Annotated in this window: 25 protein-coding genes; 8 read left to right on the plus strand and 17 right to left on the minus strand. The window is 68.3% G+C overall.

The annotated features are described in order from the left end of the window. Positions 1 to 56: 56 nt before the first annotated feature. The 10 genes from AU198_RS23580 to dxr all read right to left on the minus strand — a co-directional run bounded on the left by AU198_RS23580 (position 57) and on the right by dxr (position 10,998). Complete coding sequence (locus tag AU198_RS23580) at positions 57 to 722, minus strand: hypothetical protein (protein ID WP_064351010.1); 666 nt, start codon at positions 720 to 722, stop codon at positions 57 to 59. Continuing rightward, positions 719 to 2,257, minus strand: a complete 1,539-nt coding sequence (locus tag AU198_RS23585; RefSeq protein ID WP_286141481.1) for a cobyric acid synthase — start codon at positions 2,255 to 2,257, stop codon at positions 719 to 721. Before AU198_RS23585 ends, AU198_RS23580 begins: the two co-directional genes overlap by 4 nt. 11 nt (positions 2,258 to 2,268) lie before the next feature. Further along, positions 2,269 to 3,129 (minus strand): type I methionyl aminopeptidase, encoded by an 861-nt coding sequence (gene map / locus AU198_RS23590; protein WP_064351011.1) that lies wholly within the window; start codon positions 3,127 to 3,129, stop codon positions 2,269 to 2,271. Between the two features lie 19 nt (positions 3,130 to 3,148). After that, entirely contained in the window at positions 3,149 to 3,733 is a 585-nt protein-coding gene (locus tag AU198_RS23595) for a DUF1707 SHOCT-like domain-containing protein (RefSeq protein WP_064351195.1), read from the minus strand. A gap of 32 nt (positions 3,734 to 3,765) precedes the next feature. Continuing rightward, complete coding sequence (locus AU198_RS23600; RefSeq protein WP_502689319.1) at positions 3,766 to 5,550, minus strand: penicillin-binding transpeptidase domain-containing protein; 1,785 nt, start codon at positions 5,548 to 5,550, stop codon at positions 3,766 to 3,768. A gap of 261 nt (positions 5,551 to 5,811) precedes the next feature. Further along, positions 5,812 to 6,468 (minus strand): GNAT family N-acetyltransferase, encoded by a 657-nt coding sequence (locus tag AU198_RS23605; protein ID WP_064351013.1) that lies wholly within the window; start codon positions 6,466 to 6,468, stop codon positions 5,812 to 5,814. Positions 6,469 to 6,503: 35 nt separating this feature from the next. Continuing rightward, positions 6,504 to 7,358, minus strand: coding sequence for a GNAT family N-acetyltransferase (locus AU198_RS23610; protein WP_064351014.1), 855 nt, complete (start codon positions 7,356 to 7,358; stop codon positions 6,504 to 6,506). A 53-nt stretch (positions 7,359 to 7,411) separates the two neighbouring features. Then, entirely contained in the window at positions 7,412 to 8,572 is a 1,161-nt protein-coding gene (ispG, locus tag AU198_RS23615) for a flavodoxin-dependent (E)-4-hydroxy-3-methylbut-2-enyl-diphosphate synthase (RefSeq protein WP_082691181.1), read from the minus strand. Between the two features lie 15 nt (positions 8,573 to 8,587). Beyond that, positions 8,588 to 9,811: a M50 family metallopeptidase gene (locus AU198_RS23620; protein ID WP_064351016.1), complete on the minus strand. Its 1,224-nt coding sequence runs from the start codon at positions 9,809 to 9,811 to the stop codon at positions 8,588 to 8,590. Next, positions 9,808 to 10,998, minus strand: coding sequence for a 1-deoxy-D-xylulose-5-phosphate reductoisomerase (dxr, locus tag AU198_RS23625; RefSeq protein ID WP_064351196.1), 1,191 nt, complete (start codon positions 10,996 to 10,998; stop codon positions 9,808 to 9,810). Before dxr ends, AU198_RS23620 begins: the two co-directional genes overlap by 4 nt. A gap of 181 nt (positions 10,999 to 11,179) precedes the next feature. Here dxr and AU198_RS23630 point away from each other — a divergent pair, with 181 nt between their 5' ends. The 3 genes from AU198_RS23630 to AU198_RS23640 all read left to right on the plus strand — a co-directional run bounded on the left by AU198_RS23630 (position 11,180) and on the right by AU198_RS23640 (position 14,356). Then, on the plus strand, positions 11,180 to 11,845 hold the full coding sequence (locus tag AU198_RS23630; protein WP_064351017.1) for a fasciclin domain-containing protein: 666 nt from the start codon (positions 11,180 to 11,182) through the stop codon (positions 11,843 to 11,845). An 87-nt stretch (positions 11,846 to 11,932) separates the two neighbouring features. After that, positions 11,933 to 13,681, plus strand: a complete 1,749-nt coding sequence (locus AU198_RS23635; RefSeq protein ID WP_064351018.1) for a cytochrome c biogenesis protein DipZ — start codon at positions 11,933 to 11,935, stop codon at positions 13,679 to 13,681. Between the two features lie 156 nt (positions 13,682 to 13,837). Then, positions 13,838 to 14,356 (plus strand): fasciclin domain-containing protein, encoded by a 519-nt coding sequence (locus tag AU198_RS23640; RefSeq protein ID WP_231744770.1) that lies wholly within the window; start codon positions 13,838 to 13,840, stop codon positions 14,354 to 14,356. A 63-nt stretch (positions 14,357 to 14,419) separates the two neighbouring features. On the opposite strand, the gene AU198_RS23645 is transcribed toward AU198_RS23640, so the two are convergent. Next, positions 14,420 to 14,830, minus strand: coding sequence for an ester cyclase (locus AU198_RS23645; RefSeq protein ID WP_064351020.1), 411 nt, complete (start codon positions 14,828 to 14,830; stop codon positions 14,420 to 14,422). Continuing rightward, positions 14,827 to 15,699: a TIGR03619 family F420-dependent LLM class oxidoreductase gene (locus AU198_RS23650; protein WP_064351021.1), complete on the minus strand. Its 873-nt coding sequence runs from the start codon at positions 15,697 to 15,699 to the stop codon at positions 14,827 to 14,829. Before AU198_RS23650 ends, AU198_RS23645 begins: the two co-directional genes overlap by 4 nt. Positions 15,700 to 15,738: 39 nt before the next feature. Here AU198_RS23650 and AU198_RS23655 point away from each other — a divergent pair, with 39 nt between their 5' ends. Next, positions 15,739 to 17,031 carry a cryptochrome/photolyase family protein gene (locus AU198_RS23655; protein WP_064351022.1) on the plus strand — a complete coding sequence of 431 codons (1,293 nt, stop codon included), beginning with the start codon at positions 15,739 to 15,741 and terminating at the stop codon, positions 17,029 to 17,031. On the opposite strand, the gene AU198_RS23660 is transcribed toward AU198_RS23655, so the two are convergent. Further along, positions 17,024 to 17,851 (minus strand): mycofactocin-coupled SDR family oxidoreductase, encoded by an 828-nt coding sequence (locus AU198_RS23660; protein WP_064351023.1) that lies wholly within the window; start codon positions 17,849 to 17,851, stop codon positions 17,024 to 17,026. The two genes, AU198_RS23655 and AU198_RS23660, sit on opposite strands and share 8 nt — an antisense overlap. A 126-nt stretch (positions 17,852 to 17,977) precedes the next feature. Between AU198_RS23660 and AU198_RS23665 the strand changes: the two genes are divergently transcribed. After that, positions 17,978 to 18,232 carry a DUF2631 domain-containing protein gene (locus tag AU198_RS23665; RefSeq protein ID WP_064351024.1) on the plus strand — a complete coding sequence of 85 codons (255 nt, stop codon included), beginning with the start codon at positions 17,978 to 17,980 and terminating at the stop codon, positions 18,230 to 18,232. On the opposite strand, the gene AU198_RS23670 is transcribed toward AU198_RS23665, so the two are convergent. Both AU198_RS23670 and AU198_RS23675 read right to left on the minus strand, forming a co-directional pair. After that, a complete protein-coding gene (locus AU198_RS23670; protein WP_064351025.1) occupies positions 18,229 to 18,783 on the minus strand; it encodes a hypothetical protein in 555 nt (184 codons plus the stop codon). The two genes, AU198_RS23665 and AU198_RS23670, sit on opposite strands and share 4 nt — an antisense overlap. A 104-nt stretch (positions 18,784 to 18,887) precedes the next feature. Further along, the gene (locus AU198_RS23675; protein WP_064351026.1) at positions 18,888 to 20,309 is read right to left on the minus strand and encodes a WS/DGAT/MGAT family O-acyltransferase; all 1,422 of its coding nucleotides are present in this window, start codon (positions 20,307 to 20,309) and stop codon (positions 18,888 to 18,890) included. Between the two features lie 114 nt (positions 20,310 to 20,423). Between AU198_RS23675 and AU198_RS23680 the strand changes: the two genes are divergently transcribed. Continuing rightward, positions 20,424 to 21,113 (plus strand): DUF427 domain-containing protein, encoded by a 690-nt coding sequence (locus AU198_RS23680; protein ID WP_064351027.1) that lies wholly within the window; start codon positions 20,424 to 20,426, stop codon positions 21,111 to 21,113. A 48-nt stretch (positions 21,114 to 21,161) separates the two neighbouring features. On the opposite strand, the gene AU198_RS23685 is transcribed toward AU198_RS23680, so the two are convergent. Continuing rightward, positions 21,162 to 22,079, minus strand: a complete 918-nt coding sequence (locus AU198_RS23685; RefSeq protein WP_064351028.1) for an LLM class F420-dependent oxidoreductase — start codon at positions 22,077 to 22,079, stop codon at positions 21,162 to 21,164. Positions 22,080 to 22,178: 99 nt separating this feature from the next. Here AU198_RS23685 and AU198_RS23690 point away from each other — a divergent pair, with 99 nt between their 5' ends. Further along, a complete protein-coding gene (locus AU198_RS23690) occupies positions 22,179 to 23,105 on the plus strand; it encodes an LLM class flavin-dependent oxidoreductase (protein ID WP_064351029.1) in 927 nt (308 codons plus the stop codon). Here the strand turns inward: AU198_RS23690 and AU198_RS23695 are convergent. Further along, positions 23,102 to 24,265, minus strand: a complete 1,164-nt coding sequence (locus AU198_RS23695) for an acyl-CoA dehydrogenase family protein (protein WP_064351030.1) — start codon at positions 24,263 to 24,265, stop codon at positions 23,102 to 23,104. The two genes, AU198_RS23690 and AU198_RS23695, sit on opposite strands and share 4 nt — an antisense overlap. Before the next feature lie 68 nt (positions 24,266 to 24,333). On the opposite strand from AU198_RS23695, the gene AU198_RS23700 reads away from it, so the two are divergent. Next, on the plus strand, positions 24,334 to 24,807 hold the full coding sequence (locus AU198_RS23700; RefSeq protein WP_064351031.1) for an SRPBCC family protein: 474 nt from the start codon (positions 24,334 to 24,336) through the stop codon (positions 24,805 to 24,807). The last annotated feature ends 18 nt before the right edge of the window (positions 24,808 to 24,825 follow it).

Below are 24,825 nucleotides of genomic sequence, written 5' to 3' on the forward strand. Positions count from 1 at the left end.
ACGCTACAGCGGTCCACGGGCCGACGCGGTCGTTTCGCCGGGAGTGAACGGGCGATTCAGAGGGCGGCTACGCGCTTGGCCTGCTCGGTCGCGATGTCCAGAAAGGTCTGGGGCAGCGTGGCTTTGACCGGAATCGTCGGATTCGGAGTCGGAAACGCGACGCCGTACACCGCCATGGTCCCGATGTTCTCGAAGGTGAAGTAGACGCTGCTGTCGACCCCGCCGAGTTGCATGGTCTGTTCGTAGACGAGCGCGTCGGCGCGAGATGGATCCATCCTGGTCGTCGTCATCGGGATGCCCGGCGAGGACTCGTCGAAGAACGTCTCGAAGCGCGAGCACCGCTCGGCCGTCGCCGCCAGTTTGTCCAGATCCAGACGCCATGTCAGCACGGTCATCACGATGCGGGCGCCGTCGTAGCCGACGACGTACTCTTTCGCGCTGCCCGGACCGCGCTCCCCGGACTGGGCGATCACCCGGGTGAGTCCCTCAGAGCACCCCGCCGGTCGGGACAGCATGGCCGGTGGGGCGCCCGCCCCGTCACCACCCCGGCCGGGTTCGCGGACGACATGGTCGAACTGCACCCCCTGCGGGAAGTCGGCCGCGGTGAGCAGCGCTCGGTCCAGGCGGGCGCCGGGCCAGGTCGGCGAGCCCTCGATCGAGTGCGCGCAACCGGTCGATGTCACCGCGGTGAGCACCACCGCCACGGCGAGTCGCCGGATCATCGGCGCAGTCCCGTCACGATGTCGGGCCGCGCCGGGGCGCCGTCCTCGAGCAGGGTCAGCACCGCGTCCACGTCGAGGTGGCTGGTCAGCAGGTCGGCCATCAGATCCAGTTGCGCATCGCGGCGAGCACCGACGTCGACTTCGTCGGCCACGACGAACCCGCCGCGGCTGGCGGCCGCTGCGACCTCGACCAGCCAGGAGCGCCGCACCTCGTCGTTGTCGAGCACACCGTGCCAGTGGGTGCCGTACACCGCCTCGCGCCGCAGGCCGACCCCGAGCCACTGTTCCTCCGTCGAGCGGACGATCTGGCCGTGGTGAATCTCATAGCCGGACAACGGTTCTTCGTGGCGCCGCAGGGTTTTCTCGGGTGCGAAGGCGACGTCGGCGTCGAGCAGGTCCAGGCCCGCCACGACGCCTGCACCGGACTCCACCGGATCGTCGATGTGCGCGCACAGCATCTGGAAGCCGCCACACACCCCCAGCACCGGCAGGCCGCGGACGGCGTGTGCGCTCACCGCGTCGGCGAGCCCGCTGCGGCGCAACCAATCCAGGTCGGCGACGGTGGCCTTGCTGCCAGGGATGACGACCACGTCGACGTCGACGAGATCGGCGGGTTCACTGACCCAGCGAACCAGCACACCCGGTTCGCACGCGAGGGCTTCGACATCGGTCGAGTTGGAGATGCGGGGCAACCGGATCGCGGCCACCCGCAACCACTGCTCACCCCGCGGGGGTTGCGGTTCACCGACCACGCGACGGGCCACCACCGAGACAGAGTCCTCGGTGTCCAGCCACAAGCCCTCGGCATACGGGATGACGCCGTAGGTCGGCCGCCCCGACAACTCCTGCAGTTGCGCCAGGCCGGGCGCCAACAGCGACGGGTCACCGCGAAACTTGTTGACCACGAACCCGGCGATCAACCGCTGGTCCTCGGGTTCCAGCACCGCGACGGTGCCGTAGAGGTGTGCGAGCACACCGCCGCGGTCGATGTCGCCGACCACGATCACCGGAAGCCCGGCGGCGCGCGCCAACCCCATGTTCGCCAGATCGGTTGTCCGCAAGTTGATCTCGGCGGGCGAGCCGGCACCCTCGCAGATGACGGCGTCGAATTCGGCGCGCAGCTGCTCCAGTTCGCCTGCGACGACGGTGCCCAGGCGGTCACGGTGGTGGATGTAGTCGCGCGCGCTGACGGTGTCGACCACCCGACCGCGCACGACCAGCTGCGAGGTGCGGTCGCTGCCGGGTTTGAGCAGGATCGGGTTGAACCGGGTGTGCGGCGCCAGACCGGCGGCGCGGGCCTGCATCGCCTGGGCCCGGCCGATCTCGCCGCCGTCGACGGTGACCGCAGAGTTGTTCGACATGTTCTGCGCCTTGAACGGTGCGACACGAATACCCTTGCGCGCCAACAGCCGGCACAGCCCGGCCACCACCATCGACTTGCCGGCGTCCGAGCTGGTGCCGGCCACCAGCAGGGCGCCGCCCGCCGGTTGTGAATCAGGCGACGCGACTGCGTGTCTGGGCGTCGTCGGATTCACAGTCGAGCGCTCTAGTCGGCGACTGTCAGGATCTCGGCGCCGTCGTGGGTGACCACCAGCGTGTGCTCGAACTGCGCGGTCCACCTCTTGTCGGTGGTGGCGACGGTCCAACCGTCGTCCCAGATCTCGTAGTCCAGGCCACCGAGGTTGATCATCGGCTCGATGGTGAACGTCATGCCCGGCTCCAGGACCGTATTCACCGCGGGCTGGTCGTAGTGCAGGACGACCAGGCCGTTGTGGAATGTGGTGCCGATGCCGTGGCCGGTGAAGTCGCGAACCACGTTGTAGCCGAATCGGTTCGCGTAGGACTCGATGACCCGCCCGACGACCGACAGCTGCCGTCCGGGTTTGACGGCCTTGATCGCGCGCATTGTCGCTTCCCGCGTGCGCTCGACCAGCAGGCGGTGTTCCTCGGAGACGTCGCCCGCCAGGAATGTCGCATTGGTGTCTCCGTGCACACCGTCGATGTAGGCGGTCACGTCGATGTTGACGATGTCGCCGTCCTCGATGACCGTCGAGTCCGGGATGCCGTGGCAGATGATCTCGTTGAGCGAAGTGCAGCAGGACTTCGGGAAACCCTTGTAGCCCAGGGTCGACGGGTAGGCGCCGTGATCGATCATGTACTCGTGGGCGATGCGGTCCAGCTCGTCGGTCGTGACGCCGGGTGCGACGGCTTTACCCGCCTCGGCCAGCGCACGCGCCGCGATGCGGCCCGCGGCGCGCATCTTCTCGATCACCTCGGGCGTCTGCACCCACGGCTCGCTGCCCTCGTCGACGGTTTGCTTCCAGGCGTACTCCGGCCGTGGAATCGACGCGGGCACCGGCAGCGTCGGCGAGACCACGCCGGGGCGGAGGGCGGTACGAACGGGCATGTCAACAGGGTAGACGAGGTCAGCGCCGGTCGAACGGGGTGAGCCGCCAGGACCGGCGCGGCCCGCGGACGTCCACCGAGCCGCAGACCACCTTGCCGGTCAGGATCACGTGCGGGTTGCCTTCGGCCGGCGCGTCCCTGCGGTGATCGCGGGCGCTGCCCACGTTGACCTCGACGTCGTCGATGGAGGCGCTGGCTCCGTCGGGCAGCCGCAGTTCGAGCCCCCCGAACTTGAGGTCGAGCTCGATGACGACCATCGGCCCGGCAAAGCGCGCCCGCGTCAGGTCCAGGTCCACCGAACCCATCCGCCTGCGCAGGGCCAGCCGGCTCGGCACGGTCCACTCGCCGTGCCGCTTGAGGGAGCCGAGCACACCGCGCAGCTCGACGCGATCAGCGGCCGAGGTGACGATCGCGCCCGGGCCGGGCAGGTCGCCCACCAGCGCGTCCAGGTCCGAGTGCAGGCGCGCCCGCGCCACCGCCGCCGAGCGCTCCTCGAACTCCTCGATGTCGATCAGGCCCAGCGCGACGGCGTTGTGCAGTCGCCGCAGCGTGCCGTTGCGGTCGGCGTCGGAGACGCGCATGGCGTCGTGGTTGGTCTCGGTCATCGCACGTTCCACGGTACGGCGACGACGCCCGATCAGGCCAGGTAGTCCGGCGGCAGCCCGTCGAGCATGCCCTTGAGCATCCGCACGGCGTATTCCGAGGAACCGCCGCCGACGATCATCGCCGCGAATGCCATGTCGCCACGGTATCCGGCGAACCAGGAGTGCGAACCGCCCGCGAACTCCGCTTCACCGGTCTTGCCGCGCACGTCGCCCGCACCCTGCAGATCCTCGGCGGTGCCGTTGGTCACCACCAGCCGCATCATCGGCCGCAGCCCCTCGACGATCTTCGGGTCCATCGGCGCCGGGCTCTCGGCGATCTCGGTCTCTTTACCCTGAATCAGTTGCGGGACAGGGGTTTTGCCGGCCGCGACGGTTGCCGCGGCCAACGCCATACCGAACGGGCTGGCCAGCACCTTGCCCTGACCGAAGCCGTCCTCGGTGCGCTCGGCGAGGTCGACGGTGGGGGGCACGGAACCGGTCACGGTCCTCAGCCCCGGGATGTCGTAGTCGGCGCCCAGGCCGTACTTGGCCGCGGCCATCGTCAACCCGCGCGGCGGCATCCGGCTGGCCAACTCGGCGAAGGTGGTGTTGCAGGAGCTGGCGAACGCCCGCGACATCGGCACGGTGCCGAGGTCGAAGCCACCGTAGTTGGGCACCGTGCGGTGGCCGATGTCCATCGTGCCGGGGCACGGAAGCATCGTGTTGGGAGTGGCCATATCGCGCTCGATGGCCGCCCCCGCGGTCACCATCTTGAACGTCGAACCGGGCGGATACAGGCCCATGGTGGCGATGAGGCCCTCGGTGTCGGCGGCCGCGTTCTGCGCGACGGCCAGAATCTCACCGGTCGACGGTTTGATCACGACGATCATCGCCTTCTTGCCGGTGAAGTTGACCGCGTTCTGCGCGGCATTCTGGACCGAACGGTCGAGGCTGATCCGGATCGAGGGCGCGGGATCACCCGCCACCTCGTTGAGCACGTCGACGTCGACGCCGTTCTGGTTGACGGTGACCACCCGCCACCCCGCGTCCCCGCCGAGTTCACCCGCGACCGCCCTCTTGACCTCTCCGACGATCGCCGGCGCGAAAGTTTCGTCGGTGGGCAGCATTTCGGCAAGCGGCGTGATGACCACACCGGGCTGCGCACCGATCGCGGCGGCCACCGGGTCGTGGTCGGACTTGCGCAGCGTGATCAGGTTCAGCGGCTGCTTGGATGAGCTGGCCTGCTCGGCGAGCCGCTGCGGGTCGAGCGTGTTGTCGAACGGCCGCAAGGCATCCACGACGGCCCGGGCGGTCTGCATCAGCGACCCGCCCGCCGCCCGGGCGTCCAGCGAGTAGCTGTACAGGTATCCGGGCACCAGCACCTCGGTACCGCCGCGTTCGATCACGGACGCCCGCGGTGGCGCGTCGGCGCGCAGCGCGAAGGTCTGGTTCTCGCCGAGGCGCGGGTGCAGGCCGGTGGCGCTCCACCGCACAATCCAGCGGCCTTCGTCGCGGACCATGTTGAGCTGTCCGTCGTAGGTCCAGGTCCGGTCCTTGGGCAGATGCCACGTGTAGCGGTAGGTGACGCTGCCGGTGTCCATCGCGTACTTGGAGCCCAGGATCTGCGTGTCCACGTGGGTGGCCTGGAGCCCGGCCCACGCCTCGTTGAGGTCTTCGCGCGCATCGGCGGGCCGGTCGCTGAGTTCGGCCGCGCCCGCGGTGTCCCCGGTCGCGAGCGCCGCGAAGAACTTCTCGGCGGCGGTCTCGGGCCCGGCGGGCTTGGGCGTACAGGCGCTGTTGAGGCCGACGACCACGATTCCGACCGCGGCCAAGCTCATGATGCGTGTTACTGAAGATGCCATTGGGGCAGATGTTACGAAGTCGAGACCTGCAATCCCGGTAGGCGCACCGAAATTCCGGTCGGTTCTCCGACTGGGCGGCTTAACCGGTTGATTGCACGCACCTGGTGCATGGGATCAACCGGTTAAGGGCGAATCGGCACCTGGGCCGCGGGCCCCGGGCCGTCTGCCGGTCGGCGCGCCTGGCGCCCGCGGCCGGCCGCCGGTCGGCGCCGAACGTCTGGTGCCCGGCGCCGAACGTCAGCCCGCGGCCGGTGCCCGCACCACCAGCGGCACTCCCGGAAAGTAGGCGGCCATCTCCGAGCGCGACTTGCGCAGCGCCGCGGTGCCGTAACCCTGCTTGCGATGGTCGGGGTGGATCCAGATCCGCACGTTGACCTCACCGGAGACCAGGTCGCCGAAGACCATCCCGATCTTCTCGGAGCCGTGCACCGCGACGAGCCAGGCGGCCTCTTCGGCGTCGACGCGCCCAAGGCCGGCGCGGATCTCGTCGTCGAGATCACCCGCGGGGGCGCGCGACCCGTCGCCCGCCTCACGCACGTCCTGGGTGCGCGCGGCGAAGATGTCGCGATCGGCGTCGGCGAGGAACGGGCGCAGCGCCATGCTGTCCGCGCTGCGGGCCGGCTCACCCATGGTGAAGCTGAGCTGGTTGTTGAGGTCCTCGAGTTCGGCGGCGATCCGGCGCCGCGACACCTTGGTCAGCCGATCGAACGACAGCCGCAGCACCGCCTCGGCGGCCGTGTGGGATGCGCCGAGCATGCTCGCGATCGCCTCGATCGCGGCGTCGTAGTCCTCGGAATCGACGACGACGTCGAGCAGTTCGTGCCGCCGTTCCAGCGCGCGAACCATCGTGTCGGCGATCTCCCTGCGCGCGATTGTGCGGTCGTCGTCAGCCATGCCGTGAGCGTAAATGAGTCGGGCGCCCGGAACGGTCAGTCGAGCAGAACGGTCGCGAACGTTCCCACCTGTTGGAAGCCGACGCGGTCATAGGTGGCCCGCGCGACGGTGTTGAAATCGTTGACGTACAGGCTCGCCGTGCGCCCGGACCGGACCACCGCCTCGGCCAGCGTGGCGGTGCCCGTGGTGCCCAGACCGTGCCCGCGCCAGTCGGGGTGCACCCACACGCCCTGGATCTGTCCGACCGTCGGCGACTGCGAACCGACCTCGGCCTTGAACACCACCTCGCCGCGCTCGAAGCGGGCCCACGCCCGGCCCGCGGCGATCAGACCAGCGACCCGCCTGCGGTATCCCCGGCCTCCGTCGCCGAGCCGCGGGTCGATGCCGACCTCACCGATGAACATGTCGATCGAGGCGACGAGGTAGGCGTCGAGCTCGTCGGCACGCACCTGCCGCACGGCGGGGTCGGTCGCACACGACGGCGGCGTGCTCAACGCCAGAAGCGGCTGATGCTCGCGCACATCGCGGGCGGCGCCCCAGGCGTTCTCGAGGCGACGCCACATCGGCAGCACCAACTCGGCCCGCCCGACCAGCGAGGAGCAGCGGCGCGCGGTGCTCATCGCCTTCTCGGCGAACGCATGAAGGTCAATCATGTCCCCGCGCAACGGAATCAGGTTCGCACCGGCGTAGCACAGTGATTCGGTGGGCCTGCGCCGCGTCCACAGTTCCCCGCCGATCGCCGAAGGCTCCACGCCGTACTCGGCCACCCGGCAGGCGACCATGCATGAGCCGATCGGATCCTCGTCGAGCACCCGCATCACGGCGCCGACGTCGCGCACCACCGAGACCCGTCGTTCGTCAACGTGACGAAACAGCGGCGGTGCCGACATGGGATCTCTTTCTCGCCGACACCGGGCGGTCTACCCGGTGTTTGGGATCACATTCAGCTTACGGTCACGACCGGCGAACCGCTGGCATCTGTTCCGCGCTCTTCTGCGATTCGCATCGCCTCTTCGATCAGCGTCTCGACGATCTGGGCCTCGGGGACGGTCTTGATGACCTCGCCCTTGACGAAGATCTGACCCTTGCCGTTACCGGACGCCACCCCGAGGTCGGCCTCGCGCGCCTCGCCGGGACCGTTCACCACACAACCCATCACGGCGACGCGTAGCGGAACGTCCATCCCCTCCAGTCCGGCGGTGACCTCGTTGGCCAACGAGTAGACGTCGACCTGGGCGCGCCCACACGACGGGCACGACACGATCTCCAGCGACCGCGGGCGCAGGTTCAGCGATTCGAGGATCTGGTTGCCCACCTTGACCTCTTCGGCGGGCGGCGCCGACAGCGAGACGCGGATGGTGTCCCCGATGCCCTTGGACAGCAGTGCGCCGAACGCGACCGCCGACTTGATCGTGCCCTGGAACGCCGGGCCCGCCTCGGTGACGCCCAGATGCAGCGGGTAGTCGCACTGCGCGGCCAGTTGTTCGTAGGCCGCCACCATCACGACGGGGTCGTTGTGCTTGACGCTGATCTTGATGTCGCCGAAGCCGTGCTCCTCAAACAGCGACGCCTCCCACAGCGCGGACTCGACCAGCGCCTCGGGTGTGGCCTTGCCGTACTTCTCCATGAAGCGCTTGTCCAGCGATCCGGCGTTCACGCCGATGCGAATCGGGATGCCCGCCGCGCCCGCGGCCTTGGCGACCTCGCCGACGCGGCCGTCGAACTCCTTGATGTTGCCGGGGTTGACGCGCACGGCCGCGCAGCCGGCGTCGATGGCGGCGAAGATGTACTTCGGTTGGAAATGGATGTCGGCGATCACCGGAATCTGGCTGTGCCGGGCGATCTCGGCGAGCGCGTCGGCGTCCTCCTGACGCGGGCACGCCACCCGCACGATGTCGCAGCCCGACGCGGTCAGTTCGGCGATCTGCTGCAACGTGGAGTTGACGTCGTGGGTCTTGGTGGTGCACATGGACTGCACCGCGATCGGGTGGTCACTACCGATGCCGACATCGCCGACCATCAACTGACGGGTTTTGCGTCGGGGCGCCAGAACCGGCGCCGGGGGCGCCGGCATACCCAGTCCGATTTGTTGGCCGGAGGCCATTTACTCTCCTACTGCTTACTGGAAGATTCTGATGGGATTGACGAAGTCGGCGGTCACGGTCAACAGCATGTAGCCGGCCACCACGACGAGGATCACGTACGTGGCGGGCATCAGCCGCAGATAGTTGACCGGAGCCGCGGCCACTTTGCCGCGCGCCGACCGGATCGTGTTGCGGATCTTCTCGTAGAACGCGATCGCGATGTGGCCACCGTCGAACGGCAGCAGCGGTACCAGGTTGATCGCGCCCAGCACGAAGTTCAACTGCGCCAAGAAGAACCAGAACGCGACCCACAGCCCCTGGTCCACGGCGTCGCCGCCGATGATGCTGGCGCCGACGACGCTGATCGGTGTTTCGGGGTCACGCTCCTCACCGCCGATGGAGCGCACCAGCGCGCCCATCTTGGTCGGCAGCTTGGCCAGCGACTTACCGATCTCCACGGCCAGGTCGCCGGTGAACGCGATCGTCGCGGGTGCCGCCGACAGCGCGTTGTACTGCGTGGGCCCGAACTGCGCCGCGGTGATACCGACCGTGCCGACCGGAACCGGTTCGGCCACCTCACCCTTGGCGACCCACCGCTGGGCGGGGACCACGTCGACGAGGGTCGTGAACTCGTCGCCGTCGCGCTGCACGGTGAACTCGGTCGGACCGTCGAGCGCACGGACGGCGGTGACCAACTCGTCGAAGTTCGCCACGGGCGTATCGCCGATCTTGACCACCGTGTCCCCGGCTTGGATGCCCGCGGCCGCGGCCGGCGAGGGCGCCAGGCAGTCACCGAGCTGACCCCTGCTGACCTCGGCCTTCACGCACGACGTCTCACCGACGATCGCCGTGGTCGGCGCGTGCAGGTTGGGCAGGCCCCACACCACGGCGATGCCGTAGATCAGCACCAGGCCGATGACGAAGTTCATCCCCGGCCCGGCGGCCAACACCGCGACGCGCTTCCACGTCTTCTGCTTGTACATCGCGCGGTCCTGCTCGTCGGGCGCGAGTTCCTCCACCGAGGTCATGCCCGCGATGTCGCAGAATCCGCCCAGCGGGACCGCCTTGACGCCGTACTCGGTCCGGTCCCCGAGCTTGTTCGCCCGCCACGTCGCCCACAGCGTCGGACCGAAGCCCACGAAGTAACGGCGCACCTTCATTCCGGTGGCGCGCGCCACCCACATGTGGCCGCATTCATGCAGCGCCACCGAAACCAAGATGGCCAGTGCGAACAGCACGACACCGGTGAGCCACATCATCTGGTGGTGATTACCTTCCGCTCGACCGCGCGCGCGGCACGGTCACGCGCCCACTGCTGGGCGTCAAGTACGTCATCCACGGTAGCTGGTTCGGCGGCCCACTGGTCGGCAGCGCGCAGCACGTCGTCGATGGTGCGCACGATCTCCGGGAAGCGGATACGCCCGTCGAGGAACGCCGCGGCCGCCTCCTCGTTGGCGGCGTTGTAGACCGCCGGCAGGCAGCCACCCCCTTCCCCGGCGTGGCGGGCCAGCGCCACGGCGGGGAACACCTCATCGTCGAGCGGCTCGAAATCCCAGGTCGAGGCGGTGCTGAAGTCGCAGGCCAACGCCGCCGCGGGAACCCGCTGCGGCCACCCGAGGGCCAGCGCGATCGGCAGCTTCATATCCGGCGGGCTGGCCTGCGCCACCGTCGAACCGTCGGTGAACGTGACCATCGAGTGCACGATCGACTGCGGGTGCACCACCACCTCGATGCGGTCGTAGGGCACGCCGAACAGCAGGTGCGTCTCGATCAGCTCCAGCCCCTTGTTGACCAACGACGCCGAGTTGAGCGTGTTCATCGGCCCCATCGACCAGGTCGGGTGGGCGCCGGCCTGCTCGGGGGTGGCCGACTCCAGCCGCTCGGCGCTCCAGCCGCGGAACGGGCCGCCCGATGCGGTCAGCACGATCTTGGCCACTTCGTCGGGACCACCTGCGCGCAGGCACTGCGCCATCGCCGAGTGTTCGGAGTCCACGGGCACGATCTGACCAGGTCGGGCGGCCTTGAGCACCAAGGGGCCACCGGCGACGAGCGACTCCTTGTTCGCCAGCGCCAGACGTGCACCGGTCCCCAGCGCGGCCAGCGTCGGCCGCAGCCCCAACGCACCGACGAGCGCGTTGAGCACGACGTCGGCATCGGTGTTCTCGACGAGCGCGGTGACGGCGCCGGGTCCTGCGTACGTGACGTCTCCGACGCGGGCGGCGGCCACCTGGTCGGCGACCGCGATATTGGTCACACCGGTCGTTGCACGCTGCCGCGCCAGCAGGTCCGGGTTGGCGCCGCCGGCGGCCAGGCCGACCACCTCGAAGCGGTCGGGGTTGGCGGCGATGACGTCGAGCGCCTGCGTCCCGATCGATCCGGTGCTGCCGAGGATCAGAACGCGTCGCCGGCCTGACGCCCCGTCGCCGCGCTCGGCTCCGCCGGAAATACTCACCGAACCATTGTGCCGCTTGCCGGCGCCCACTCGTCAGCCCCGCCGAGGGAGGGCGTCATCCGCCGTCGAATTGTGACGCGAATCTGACGGGACCCATCCGCTCACCGCCGCGGTCCGAATTCCCGGTGTCACAGCAGAGGACGGCACCAACCCGTCCACGACAAGGGAGCAGCGCATGAAGATCAACTTCGGCAAGTCCGTATCCGCGGCGGGGGTGGCCGCGGCCGCGATCCTGACCCTCTCGGCGTGTTCGAACGACGCCACCTCCGCGGCGCCCTCGGCCGCGGCGGAGTCGACGCCGACCAGCGTCGCGCCCGCACCGATGGAGCAGTCCATGGACCCGGCCGCCGATTTGGTGGGCGCCGGTTGTGCGACGTACGCCGAACAGGTGCCCTCGGGTCCGGGCTCGGTGGCCGGAATGGCGCAGGACCCGGTGACCGTCGCCGCGTCGAACAACCCGATGCTCACGACGCTGACGCAGGCGCTGTCCGGACAGCTCAACCCGAACGTCAACCTCGTCGACACGCTCAACGGCGGGGAGTTCACCGTCTTCGCCCCGACCGATGAGGCGTTCGGAAAGATCGATCCGGCCACCATCGAGACCCTCAAGACCGACAGTGAGCTGCTGACCAGCATCCTCACCTACCACGTGGTGCCCGGGCAGGCCAGCCCGGCGCAGGTCCCCGGCGACCACAAGACCGTCCAGGGCGCCAACGTCTCGGTCACCGGCGAGGGCGCCGGTCTCAAGGTCAACGACGCAGGCCTGGTGTGCGGCGGGGTGTCGACCGCCAACGCGACGGTGTACATGATCGACACCGTCCTGATGCCCCCGGCCGCCTAATAGGCCAAACCGACCGCGAGCGGGCGCGGAATCGCTTGAACTCCACATGCGCGATTCCGCGTCCGCTCGCCTCTTGAAGGACCGCGAATGTTCACCCTCGTTCTCATCGGCTTCCTCGGCGGGCTGATCACCGGCATCTCGCCGTGCATCCTGCCCGTGCTGCCGGTGATCTTCTTCTCCGGCACGCAGACCGCTCGCCTCGACGCGGGTGCAACCGCGGCGCCCGGCGCAGCCATCGCCACCGAGACACGGCCTTCCCTCGTCGAGCGGCTGCGGCCCTACCTGGTGATCGCCGGGCTGGTGGTCAGCTTCTCGACCGTGACGCTGCTCGGTTCGACCGTGCTGTCGCTGCTTTCCCTGCCACAGGACGCGATCCGCTGGGTCGCGCTGGTCGCGCTCATCGCCATCGGGGCCGGCCTGATCTTCCCCAAGTTCGAGGCGCTGCTGGAAAAGCCGTTCACGCGACTACCGCAGAAGCAGTTCGGTTCCGGCCGCGGCGGATTCGGTCTCGGTTTGGCGCTCGGCGTCCTGTACGTGCCGTGCGCGGGACCGGTGCTGGCCGCCATCATCATCGCGGGGGCCACCGGCAGCATCGGCATCGCCACCGTGGCATTGACCCTGTCCTTCGCCCTCGGTGCCGCGCTGCCTCTGCTGTTCTTCGCACTCGCGGGCCGTCGCGTCGCGGAACGGGTCGCTGCCTTCCGAAACCGCCAGCGCCAGATCCGCGTCGCCGCCGGGGTGGTCACGATTCTGTTGGCACTCGCGTTGGCGCTCAACCTGCCGGCCGCGCTTCAGCGTGCCATCCCGGACTACACGAGCACCCTGCAGGAGCGGGTCGGCGGCGACGAAAAGATCCGGGAACAACTCAACCTCGGCGGGCTGGTCAACGACCAGAACCGACTGCTGTCCAACTGCAGCAACGGCGCTGCCGAACTCGAGAGTTGTGGGCCGGCGCCGGACCTGACGGGCATCACCGCCTGGCAGAACACGCCCGGGGCCGGCCCGGTCGATCTGAAAGCGTTGCGCGGCAAGGTGGTTCTGGTCGACTTCTGGGCGTACTCGTGCATCAACTGTCAGCGGGCGATCCCGCACGTCGTCGACTGGTATACCGCGTACCGGAAGGCCGGGCTGGAGGTGATCGGCGTGCACACCCCGGAGTACGCCTTCGAACGGGTACCGGACAACGTCGCAAGCGGTGCCCGAGACCTGGGCATCACCTATCCCGTCGCGCTCGACACCAACTACTCCACCTGGACGAACTACCGCAACCGGTACTGGCCGGCCAAGTACCTGATCGACGCCGAGGGCACGGTGCGCCACATCAAATTCGGCGAAGGTGACTACGCCAGGACGGAACAGTTGATCCGCCAACTGCTTTCGCAGGCCAATCCGGAGGCCGCTTTGCCGCCCCCGACCGAACAAATCGACTCCACTCCCCCGCGCGGGCTCACTCCCGAGACGTATCTCGGTGTCGGCAAGATGGTCAACTACGGCGGTAGCGGTACCTACGACCAGGGCACCTTCACCTTCGCCGATTCAAAACCTCTGTCCGAGGACACATTCGGGCTTCGAGGGCGCTGGAAGCTCGACTACCAGGGCGCCACCGCCGAGGGTCCGGACTCGACGATCCGGCTGGACTACCACGCCCGCAACGTGTATCTCGTGGTCGGCGGGACCGGCACGCTGACGGTGACGCGCGACGGTGAATCGCGTCGGATCCCGATCGACGGCCCGCCGAGGTTGCGACAACTCGTCGGTGACGACGCCGTCCGCGGCGGGACGTTGGAGGTTCAGCTGAGCCGAGGCCTGCAGGCGTTCTCCTTCACCTACGGCTGAAAATCCGACCCATCTGAAATCCGGTCGGCTCCGAATAGCCATTGCAAGCAAGTTCCGGCGGCACATGCCGTCCCGTCCAGAAGTGGAGTGCGAGTGATGAATACCAGGAAGAAGATCGTCAGCGCGGGCGTGGCCGCACTGGGGGCCACCGGCCTGATGCTGGGCACAGCGGCCGTCGGGCATGCCGAGATGGTGGGCCCCGGTTGCACGGCCTACGCGCAGCAGGTGCCGGCGGGCCCGGGCTCGGTGATGGGCATGGCCCAGGACCCGGTCGCGGTCGCCGCCTCGAACAACCCGCTGCTGACCACGTTGACGAAAGCCGTTTCGGGGCAACTGAATCCGCAGGTCAACCTCGTCGACACGCTAAACGGGGGCCAGTTCACGGTTTTCGCGCCGACCGATGACGCGTTCGCCAAGCTGGATCCGGCCACCATCGAGACGCTCAAGACCGATGCCCCGTTGTTGACGAGCATCCTGACCTATCACGTGGTGCCCGGTCAGGCCGGCCCGGCCCAGGTGGTCGGCACGCACAAGACCGTTCAGGGCGCCGACGTCACCGTGACCGGACACGGCAGCGATCTGAAGGTCAACGACGCCTCGGTGGTCTGCGGCGGTGTACAGACAGCCAACGCGACCGTCTACCTCATCGACTCGGTGCTGCTGCCGCCCAACTGACCAACCCCGCCACCGGAATCGGAGGGCAGCCCGCGCCACCCCCAGCCGGGCTGCCCTCCCCGGCTAGAGGCTGCCGAGTTGTTGCAGCAGCCCGTGCAGGTCGAGTTGACCGCGGTGCGCGACGAGCGTGTCGCCCTGAAACCGGTCGATGTGGATTCCGGCGACCGCGACCTTGGTGCCCGTCGCCGGTATGCCGCGGAACTCGCCGTCGTGGGTGCCGGTGAACGTGAAACGCGTGATGCCGTGGGAACCGTCGACCAGAATCTCTTCGATCGCATGCCGGCCGTCGGAGAACCCCCGGGTGAACTCTTCGAGGTGCGCCCGCCACTCCTGCCACCCCAGGGCGGGTGGGCCGGCGACCTCGGCGACCAGCCGGGGCGAGACCAGGGTCTGCACCGTCGCCCAGTCCCGGCGGTCGATCGACGTGTAGAGGCACTCGACCAGATCGCGAATCTCGTCCTCGGAGAAGGTCATGGCCGCACCTTGGCGATGATGGTCTCGGCGAACCGCTCGATCGGCTCCCGGTACCGCTCCACCCCGCCGGGTTCGAGGTCCATCCCCATCCAGGGACTGCACATCACCGCGGTGATGCCGGCGTCTTCGGCCCGCTTGTACAGATCCGGCGTCGGAGGCTCGAGCAGCGCCAGCATGATATCGAAGCGTTCGTTCTCGCGGCCGTACTCGCGCAGCAGCGCGCGCAACTTCTGGCAGTAGCCCACGGCGTCGTCCCACCGGTAGGCGTAGCCGACCCAGCCGTCACACAGTCGTGCCGCGCGGCGCAGCGCGGCGTCGGACTCCCCTCCGCACAGGATCGGCACCGGGGCCACCGGATGGGGTTCGATCATCATCTCCGGCACCTGGTAGTACTCGCCGCTCCACGACACCCAACCGCCGCGCCACAGTTCGCGTAGGGCGGGAATCATCTCGTCGAGCCGCTTGCCCCGGGTTGCGAAATCCTGCCCCATCAACTCGTATTCCTCACGCATCCAGCCCACGCCCGCGGCCAGCGACACCCGGCCGTCGGACAGCACCGACGCGGTCGCGACCTGCTTGGCCACCTCCAACAGCGGGCGTGCCGGCGCGATGTAGACGGCGTTGGAGAACCGCAGCCGGGTCGTCACCGCGGCCATCGCACCGATCTGCACCCAGCAGTCCGGCCAGGCGGTCTCCGGTGCCCACATCGGCTTTCCGGTCGGCGAATCCGGATACGGCGAACTGAGTTCGCGGGGATAGATCATGTGGTCCGAGCACACCATCCCGTCGTAGCCGGCCTCATCGAAGGCGCGTGCCAGCCCGAGAATCTCTGACGTTTTCATGAACGCGGTGCCCGACCAGAACTCCATCCTGTTTCTCTATCGCGAATTCCGGGCAGCATCAATGCCATGCCCACATTGTTGTGGTTTCGTCGCGATCTGCGGCTGAGCGATCTGCCCTCCCTGCTGGCCGCGGCCGCCGGTGACGGCGAGGTGCTCGCCTGCTACGTCCTCGACCCCCGGCTCGAAGCCTCAGCCGGTGCCCGTCGGCTGCAGTACCTCCACGACGCGCTGCGCGATCTGCGCGACGGCCTCGGCGGCAAGCTGTACGTCACGCGAGGCCGGCCCGAGAAGCGAATACCCGCTGTCGCCAAGGCGATTGGCGCGTCGGCGGTGCACATCTCGGCGGACTACTCGCCGTTCGGCCGGCGGCGCGACGACGCCGTGGAGGCCGCACTGGGTGATATCCCCCTCGAGGCGTCGGGCTCGCCGTACCTCGTCTCCCCCGGCCGGGTGACCAAACCCGACGGAAGCCCGTACAAGGTGTTCACCCCGTTTCATCGGGCCTGGCGTGAACACGGCTGGCGTGCGCCCGCCACGTCCGGCCCGAAATCGGCGCGCTGGCTCGATCCGGCCGATGTCGGGGGCACGGTGGACATCCCCGATGCGGGGGTGGACCTCGACCTGCCCGCCGGTGAGGCCGCGGCCCACGAGCAATGGAAGTCGTTCGTCGCCAACGGCCTCGACACGTATGCCGATGACCGCAACCGCCCCGATCTGGACGGCACCAGCCGCATGTCGGCGCATCTGAAGTTCGGCACCATCCATCCGCGCACCATGGCCGCCGACCTCGGTCGAGGTGAGGGCGCGCAGGCGTACCTGCGGGAGTTGGCGTTTCGCGACTTCTATGCCGCGGTGCTCAACGAATGGCCACGCAGCGTCTGGTGGAACTTCAATCGGTCGTTCGACGGGATGAGCCTCGACGACGGCCCCGAGGCGCAGAAGCGGTTCGACGCCTGGAAAGAGGGCAGGACGGGTTATCCGATCGTCGACGCCGGTATGCGCCAACTCGCCGAGATCGGCTGGATGCACAACCGGGTCCGGATGATCGTCGCCTCCTTCCTGGTCAAAGACCTGCATCTACCGTGGCAGTGGGGTGCGCGCTGGTTCCTCGAGCAGCTGGTCGACGGCGACATGGCCAACAACCAGCACGGCTGGCAGTGGGTTGCCGGCACCGGCACGGACGCCGCGCCGTTCTTCCGCGTCTTCAACCCGACCACGCAGGGTCAAAAGTTCGATCCCGACGGCAGTTACGTGCGGCGCTGGGTGCCCGACGTCGACGACGACAGCTATCCGGCGCCCATCCTCGACCACGGCGCCGAACGCAAGGAGGCGCTGCGACGGTACGCCGAGATCACTTGATGATCTGGCCCCCGTCGACCGGCAGCGCCACCCCGGTCAGGTATCTGCCGGATGCGCCGCACAGGTACACCATCGCGTCGCTGATCGCCTCCGGCTCGACCGGCGGGACGTTGAGCAGCGGTTGCTGGCTGACGCTGAACGCCGGATGCTCTCCCGACCATTCGGCTAGCGCTTCGTTGTAGATCATCGGCGTGGCCACCCCGCCGGGGTGAACCGAGTTGACGCGAATGTTCTTCTCCGCCAACGCCCGTGCGAAGTGGCGCATCACGCCGATGACACCGTGCTTGGCGACGGTGTATCCGGCCGCGCCGTGGTTCATGGTGCCGAAGTCGACGGTGACGGGCTTGAACGCGGCCGCCGAACTGGTGATCACGATCGCGCCGCCGTCGCCGTGGGCGAGCAGCGCGGGCAGCGTCGCGGTGATCGTGTAGTAGACGCCGTTGAGCATGACGTTCACCGCGTCGACGAACGCGGAGATCTCGCGGCCCTGCTGCCCCGCGGCGGGCAGGATCCCCGCATTGGCGAGCACGAAGTCGATGCGGCCGAGGTCTTGCGCTCCCTTGGCCGCGATTTCCTGCATCCGCTCCAGGTCGCGGACGTCCCCGCGTTCGGCGATGATCCTGCGGCCGGTCTTCTCCACCAGGTTGACGGTCTCGTCGAGGTCCTCCGGCGTCGCCATGGGGTATGCGACGCTGTCGATCTGCTCGCACAGGTCGACGGCGATGATGTCGGCGCCCTCCTCGGCGAACCGGACGGCGTGCGCCCGGCCCTGGCCTCGCGCGGCGCCGGTGATGAGTGCGACCTTGCCTTCGAACTGCATGTGCCGTTCTGCTCCTCGCCTCGGCGGTGTCCTGCCGCATCACCCTACGGCCGGCGTAGTAGGCGCCCTGTTTTGGGCATATGCCAGAATGTCGGGCAGTACCGAGCCCGACCATGAGGAGCAGCCGTGGCCAACACCGAGGTGCAGCGACACAGCGGGGTCGACGTCGAAGACGTGCCGTCCGCCGAGTGGGGCTGGTCCAAGGAGAACCCCAAGTTCTTCCACATCGGCGGCATCATCGCGGCGCTCTTCCTGCTTTCCCTCATCCACGGCAACCACACCGGGCGCGTCGAGGACCTCTTCCTGGTCGGATTCGCGGTGCTGATTCTGGCCGCGGTCGCGCGCGACTGGTGGCTGCGCAAACGCGGCTGGATCCGCTAGACCGGATTCAACGGCCGGAAGGAATCGATCCCGAGGTCGAACAGCGTCTCCGTGGCGCCGACGGAATGCGTCAATCCGGCCGCGGCCACGGCGTGGACCTTGAACGCACGGGCCGCGACGCTGAGCTGGTGCTCGACCGTGTCGACGGGATCACCGAGCGCACCCGGCCGGTCGTCACCCCAGGCCATCACCTCGGCGCCGCGCTTGGCCAGCTCCAAGACGCGGGTACGAACCCCCGGATCGTCGCGCAGCAGCGCCGCACTGACCGCCAGCACGCCGTTGCGTGGCACGGCGCGCAGCACGGCCTCTGAGGTGTCGCCGACGGCGTTGGCTCCCAAGATCGTCAGCGGCCGCTCGTCGGCGCAGTGTGCGACCCAGACGTCGACATCCCACCCGGCCCGGGCCCGATCGAACAGCCAGCCGCCCGCGGCCCCGATGACATCGGCCAGGTCCGTCGCCAGGACCGTCAGGTGATGGTGGTTGCCCGGGCCGTCGGCAGCCGGAGCACCGTCGACCGACACGACGTCGTCGGGAAAGGGTCGAGTTGCCATAGTTCCTATCCGATCGGGTCAGCGACGCCGGTCGAGGAGCTGTCACGGCGCCCCTAGAGCGTGACACTCTTGTCGCGATCTGTAAAGGTCCGAGGCTGTGTCGATCAGTGGGCGGCCAGCGGCAGGGTTGCTGCCACCGTGGCCAACTCACCGGGCAGTCCGGCCGCGCGGCGGATATCGGCGAAGGATGCGAGCAGAGCGTCGGTGGCCTCATGCGGGTCGTCGAGCGTGCGGTCGTCGGTCAGCACCGAGATGGCGAGTTGGTCGACGTAGCTCCACACGGTGATGTTCATCCCGCTGCCGGTGACGACCGGGCCCACCGAGTAGATCTCGCTGAGCACACCGCCCGCGATGTGTCCGCGGTCGCGGGGTCCCGCCACGTTGGAGATCGTCAGGTTCATCACCGCGCCGGACTCCATGCGGCGTGCCTGCAACCGAAAGAACCTGGGCGCCAACGCCGGCGGAAGGTATGACATCCACGCCGGAAGCACCGTCGGCCCGAGCAGCTGGTGGCTCTCCTTGGCGATCTTCGTCGCCACGGCGGTGAGCCGGACCCGTTCGAGCGGATCGGCGATGTGCACCGGAAGCGACGGCATCATGTAGGTGAATTCGTTGCCCGTCAACCGATCTGGCGAGGGGTTGGTGCTGACCGGGACGCCGGCGATCAGCGGTGCGTCGGCGCGCCCGTCGTAGCGCAGCAGCAGCGTGCGCAGTGCCCCGGCCGCGGTGGCCAGCACGATGTCGTTGAGCGTCACACCCAGATGCCTGCCGGTCTCCTTGACCTCCGCCAACGACAGCGGCGCCGTCGCAAAGCGCCGCCCGGGGGACACGACGTGGTTGATGAAGGTCTTCGGCGGCGCGAAGTTGCGGGCCAGGTCGGGATGGCGGCCGCGCTCCTTGGCGCGCTTGCGCACCCGCGCGACACCGGACGCCGTCTCGTTGACGAGCCTGGGCAGCCGGCGGATGAGATGGCCGTGATCGCGGCCGGCGGCCTTGAGTAACTGCGCGGTGGACCGCATCGCGGGATCGGCGACGGCGCGAACCGGAGACGGCGTCTCGTCTTCCAGAGCCTTGGCCAATTGGTTGGCCGAGGCGACGCCGTCGGCCAGGACGTGATGGACCTTGTGGATGATCGCGACGCGGCCGTCGGCCAGGCCCTCGGCGACGTACATCTCCCACAACGGCCGACTGCGGTCCAGCGGCGTACTGGCGATCTGGCCGATCAGGTCGTCGAGCTCGCGCCGTCCACCCGGCGGCGCGACGTGGGTGCGGCGCAGGTGGTAGTCGAGGTCGATGTCGTGGTTCTCCCACCACATCGGATGGTGGAGTCGCAGCGGGATGTCGACGAGTTGGTAGCGCAGCGCCGACAGCGCCAGCAGGCGCGGATAGGCGACCTCCCGGAACATGTCGAAGCTGTAGTTCTCGACCCCCGACACGTCGAGGATGCCGATCTTGAGGGTGTGCATGTGGACCTCGGGCGTCTCGCTGTACAGCATCAACGCATCCACGCCGTTGAGTCGCTTCATTCCCTCCCCGCATCCCTCACCCGGCCGACGCGTACCGGTTTCCCAATCGTGCTCTTTCTCAAGCGCGTTCGCTCAAGAGGTGACGATGTGCGTGAAATTTGTAAGGCTGACGGCATGAGTCTCGTCGCCGCCCGCGGACCGCTGAGCAACGATCCGGCCGGCTGGTTCACGCCGCCACTGCCCGCCGACGTGGTGTTCATCGAGCCGCATCCGCGCCGCGTGCAGGCCTTGCGCGGCGGGCACACGGTGCTCGACACCGAGCGCGCGTTGATGGTGCACCGACGCGACCATCCGCTCAGCTACGCCTTTCCCGTCGACGAGGTCGGGGAGCTTCCGTGCGAGCCGGTGGTCGAGGCGCCCGGATACGTCCGCGTGCCGTGGGATGCCGTCGACACCTGGCTGGAGGAAGGCCGCACGCTCGTGCACTATCCGCCCAACCCCTACCATCGCGTGGACTGTCGCCCGACACACCGCGCGCTGCGGGTGACGGTGGGGGGCGAAGCACTGGTCGACACGACCGAGACGGTGATCGTCTTCGAGACGTCGCTTCAGGCTCGCCTCTACGTCGACCCGTCGCACGTGCGGACCGACTTGCTGCGGCCGTCACCGACCACCAGCTACTGCAACTACAAGGGCTACGCGTCGTACTGGTCGGCCGCCGTCGGTGACACGGTGGTCGAGGACATCGCGTGGAGCTATCCGGACCCGCCGCCCGAGACCTTGCCGATCGCGGGCTTCTTCAGCTTCGACCCCGCACGCGCCGACGTGCTGGCCGAGTTGCCGTTGCCCGACCCCCGCAGCTGAGCGTGCACGAAATCCAGCCACGATCGCGCGCACAGGCTCGGTTCGGCGTCAGGCTTTGGCGATCACCGACTCCCCGAACCGCTCGATGGTCTCGAGCACATGTGCCAAGCTGTCGCCCGGAAGGCCGACCTGAACCCACGTCACCCCGATCTTGGCCAGCTTTTCCAGGCCGGACAGGTACGCGTCGGCGTTGAAGTCGTCGCCGCCGGGGCTGCCGCCGTCGGGGTTGGTGAACGTGATGTCGATGCGCGACCAGTCACGTCCGACCTCATCGAAGCGGCGGCGAAGATCCTCGACACCGGATTGGAGTGCGTCGACGTCCATCGGCGCCGTGCGCGCGGTCTGGGCCAGTACGGCCGGTGCCGGGAACGGGCACCACCCGTCACCGTGGGTGACGACGCGCTTGCGGGCGGCGGCGGTGTTGCCGCCGATCCAGATGGGGGGATGGGGGTCACTGACGGGTCGGGGGTGTGCGGTGATCCCGCTGGCGGTGAAATGGCGCCCCTCATACGAGTAGTCGTCGGTGGTCCAGATGCCGCGAATGACCTCCAGTGCCTCCTCGAACAAGGCGGCTCGCTCCTCGAAATCGACTCCCAGCGCGGTGAATTCGCGTTTCAGGTAGCCGACGCCCACGCCGAGCGTGAACCGCCCCTGCGACAACAGGTCCAACGTGGCACCCGCTTTGGCGACGACGAACGGGTTGCGGTACGGCAGCACGACGATGTTGGGGATGAGCCGCAGGCTGGTTGTCACCGCGGCCGCGTAACCCATCGCGACGAACGGGTCCACCGCGTCGTGCCCGCCGGCCTTCAACCAGCGCTCCGTCGGCGCCGGGTGGTCGGTGAAGCCGAAGCCGTGAAAGCCCGCGGCCTCGGCGGCGGCCGCGACGGTCGCGATCCCCCTGCCGGTGACCAACTCCGGGTTGTACGGATGGGTGTGCATCGGGTGGGTGAAGGTGAACCGCATGTCTGGTTTCCCGTCTAGAACATTCTTCTCGTTTTCCGAGAATGTCGTTACCATGCGAACCGCGGAAAGTACAGCTTCGACAGCGATGGGAACTGCGATATGGGGAAGCCCGAGATCGGCGTCTACCTGCCTCAGATGGGCTTCACCTACGAGCAGATGCTGGATCGCACCCGGCGCTGCGAGGAACTCGGCATCGACTCGCTGTGGCTCTACGACCATCTCTACGGCCCGGGCGTGCCGGACTATCCGTCGCTGGAGGCGTGGACATTGGCCACCGCGTTGCTGAGTAACACCGAACGCATCCGCGTCGGACATATGGTGCTGTGCAACCAGTTTCGTCACCCCGCCGTCCTGGCCAAGATGGCCACCACTCTCGACCAGATCTGCCCGGGCCGGCTGCAACTCGGGCTCGGCAGTGGCTCGATCGAGGACGAGCACAACAGGGTGGGGCTGCCCTGGGGGTCGTTTCGCGAACGTTCCGAACGCCTCGGCGAGACGCTGGAGATCCTGACCCAGGCCTTCGCCGACGAGCGAATCGACTTCAGCGGCAAGCATTTCACCGTCACCGACTTCCCCGTCAAACCCGGCGCCGTGCAGAGGCCGCCCATCGTGGTCGGCGGTGTCGGCGAGAAGTACACGCTGCCGCTGGTGGCGCGGTACGCCGATGTGTGGAATGTGCCGACGTACGCACTGGGGGAACTGCACCACAAGGTGTCGGTGTTGCGCGGGATCTGTGAGGATGTCGGCCGGGATCCGTCGAGCATCGTACTGTCGGTCGAGGCGGTGATGGCGCTGGCGCCCGACGACGCAACGCTGCCGGACGTCCGACGGCTCGCCGAGAAGCGTTTCGGCGCACCGGCATTCGGGCTGCGCGAGGGCGGTCTCATTGGGACGCCGTCGGTCGTCGTCGACCGGCTGCACGCACTGCAGGAGCTCGGTTTCGGCCAGATCGTGCTGTTCACGCACGATCGCGGATCCGACCAGACGTTGGACTTGTTGGCCTCCGAGGTGATCGCGCGACTCTAGACGGGACGCTTCGCCGGCGGTGAGTAGTTCGGCCGGCCCAGTCCGAGCGCGTGCTGGGCGATCATGTTGCGGAACACCTCCAGCGTGCCGCCATAGATGCCGGCGGGCCCGGCCAGGCGGAAGGCGTACTCGACTCCCCCGTCGCCGGCCGCGCCTTCGGCGCCGTTCGGCAGGCCGCCTGCGGCGCCCAAGAGGTCCATCAGATCCGGTGCGACATCCCGCATCGTCTGCGCGTTCGCCACCCGGCCGTACATCTCCGGCGTGCTCATCGCCGCCTCGATCCTGGCGATCGCGCGGCCGAGCCGATACCGGGCCGAATCCTCCTCGCTGACAACGGCGGCGACGTGATCGACCGCCTCGGCGAGCAGCAACAGGTGCTCGGTCATCGTCGCCAGCTTCTGCAGACCCTGATCGTCGCGTTCGATGGTGCCGTGCTCGGCGTTGAGCGCCTCCCGCAACACCGACCAGCCGCCGTTGACGGCGCCGACGCGGTACCTGTCGTCGACGCGGACGTCGCTGTAGTAGGTGATGTTGGTGCGGTCGCCGTCGACGGTGCGGATCGGCTGGATCTCGATGCCCGGCGAGGACAGCGGCACCAAAAACATCGTCAGGCTCTGGTGTTTCAGCGCATCGGGATCGGTGTTGGTGATCAGGAAGACGTAATGCGCGTTGTGCGCGTTGGACGTGAACATCTTGGAGCCGTTGATCACCCAGGCGTCGCCGTCGCGCACCGCCCGGGTTTTGCAGGTCGCGACGTCCGAGCCGCCCTCGGGCTCGGTGTAGCCCAGGCACAGTCGGTAATGCCCCGAGAGAACCTTCGGGAGTATCTCCTGCAGCAGTTCGGCCGAGCCGAACTGCTGCAGGCTGCGCGCCACCATCATCGTCGTGGGCCAGTGGAACCACGGTGCGTGCGAACGGCCGATCTCCAGCTCCCAGATCCGTCGGCGAACGGCGTTGAATCCGCCCTCGGCCTCGGACTGGAAGTCCGCCGCGAGGTATCCCCGCGCGGCGAGCGCCAGATGGACACCCTCGTCGAAGTTCTCGCCCGTTTCGCGGTCCCGCCGGATGACCTCGTCGGTGACCACGGAACGCAGAAACTCCCGGAGCTCGACCTGAAACGCCCGGTCGTCCTCGCTCAGCGCTACACGGGAGAAGTCCACCCGGACACCGTGACACTATTGCGGTTGGTTGTAAAGTCTCAAGCGGTTCATCCACGGAAGGCAGCACATTGGGCATCGTCACCACCAGTTCGGAGACCGCGTTTCGACAACCCGCCGAGGCGATCTACGACTTCGTGACCAACCCGGCGAACTGGCCCAAGACGTACCCCACCAGCGCCCACATCGGCGGATTACCCGACCACCTGCCGTTGCGCGTCGGCGACACCTGGACCGAGACCGGTCCCGACGGCGATCGCATCTTCACGTGGCATCTCGCCGTCGCCGCGCGTCCGACGATCTGGGTCTTCACCTCGGTCGGCCGGCTCGGTCACGACCGCGACGGCAACGGCGGCATGGAGGGCCGCATCACCGTCGAATACCGCTTCACCCGCCCCGGCGAGGACATCACGCTGTTCACCCGGACGATGACGGTCGAGGCGCCCAAGCACGCTCCGATGCCCGACGGTTTCTTCCGGGCGGTCAACCCGGCGCACATCGACGCCTACCACTCCGCGATCGCCCGAGAACTCGACAACTCCTAACCCCTCAACCCCGCGAGC

It is taken from the genome of Mycobacterium sp. GA-1199, assembly GCF_001500045.1.
Lineage (GTDB): Bacteria > Actinomycetota > Actinomycetes > Mycobacteriales > Mycobacteriaceae > Mycobacterium.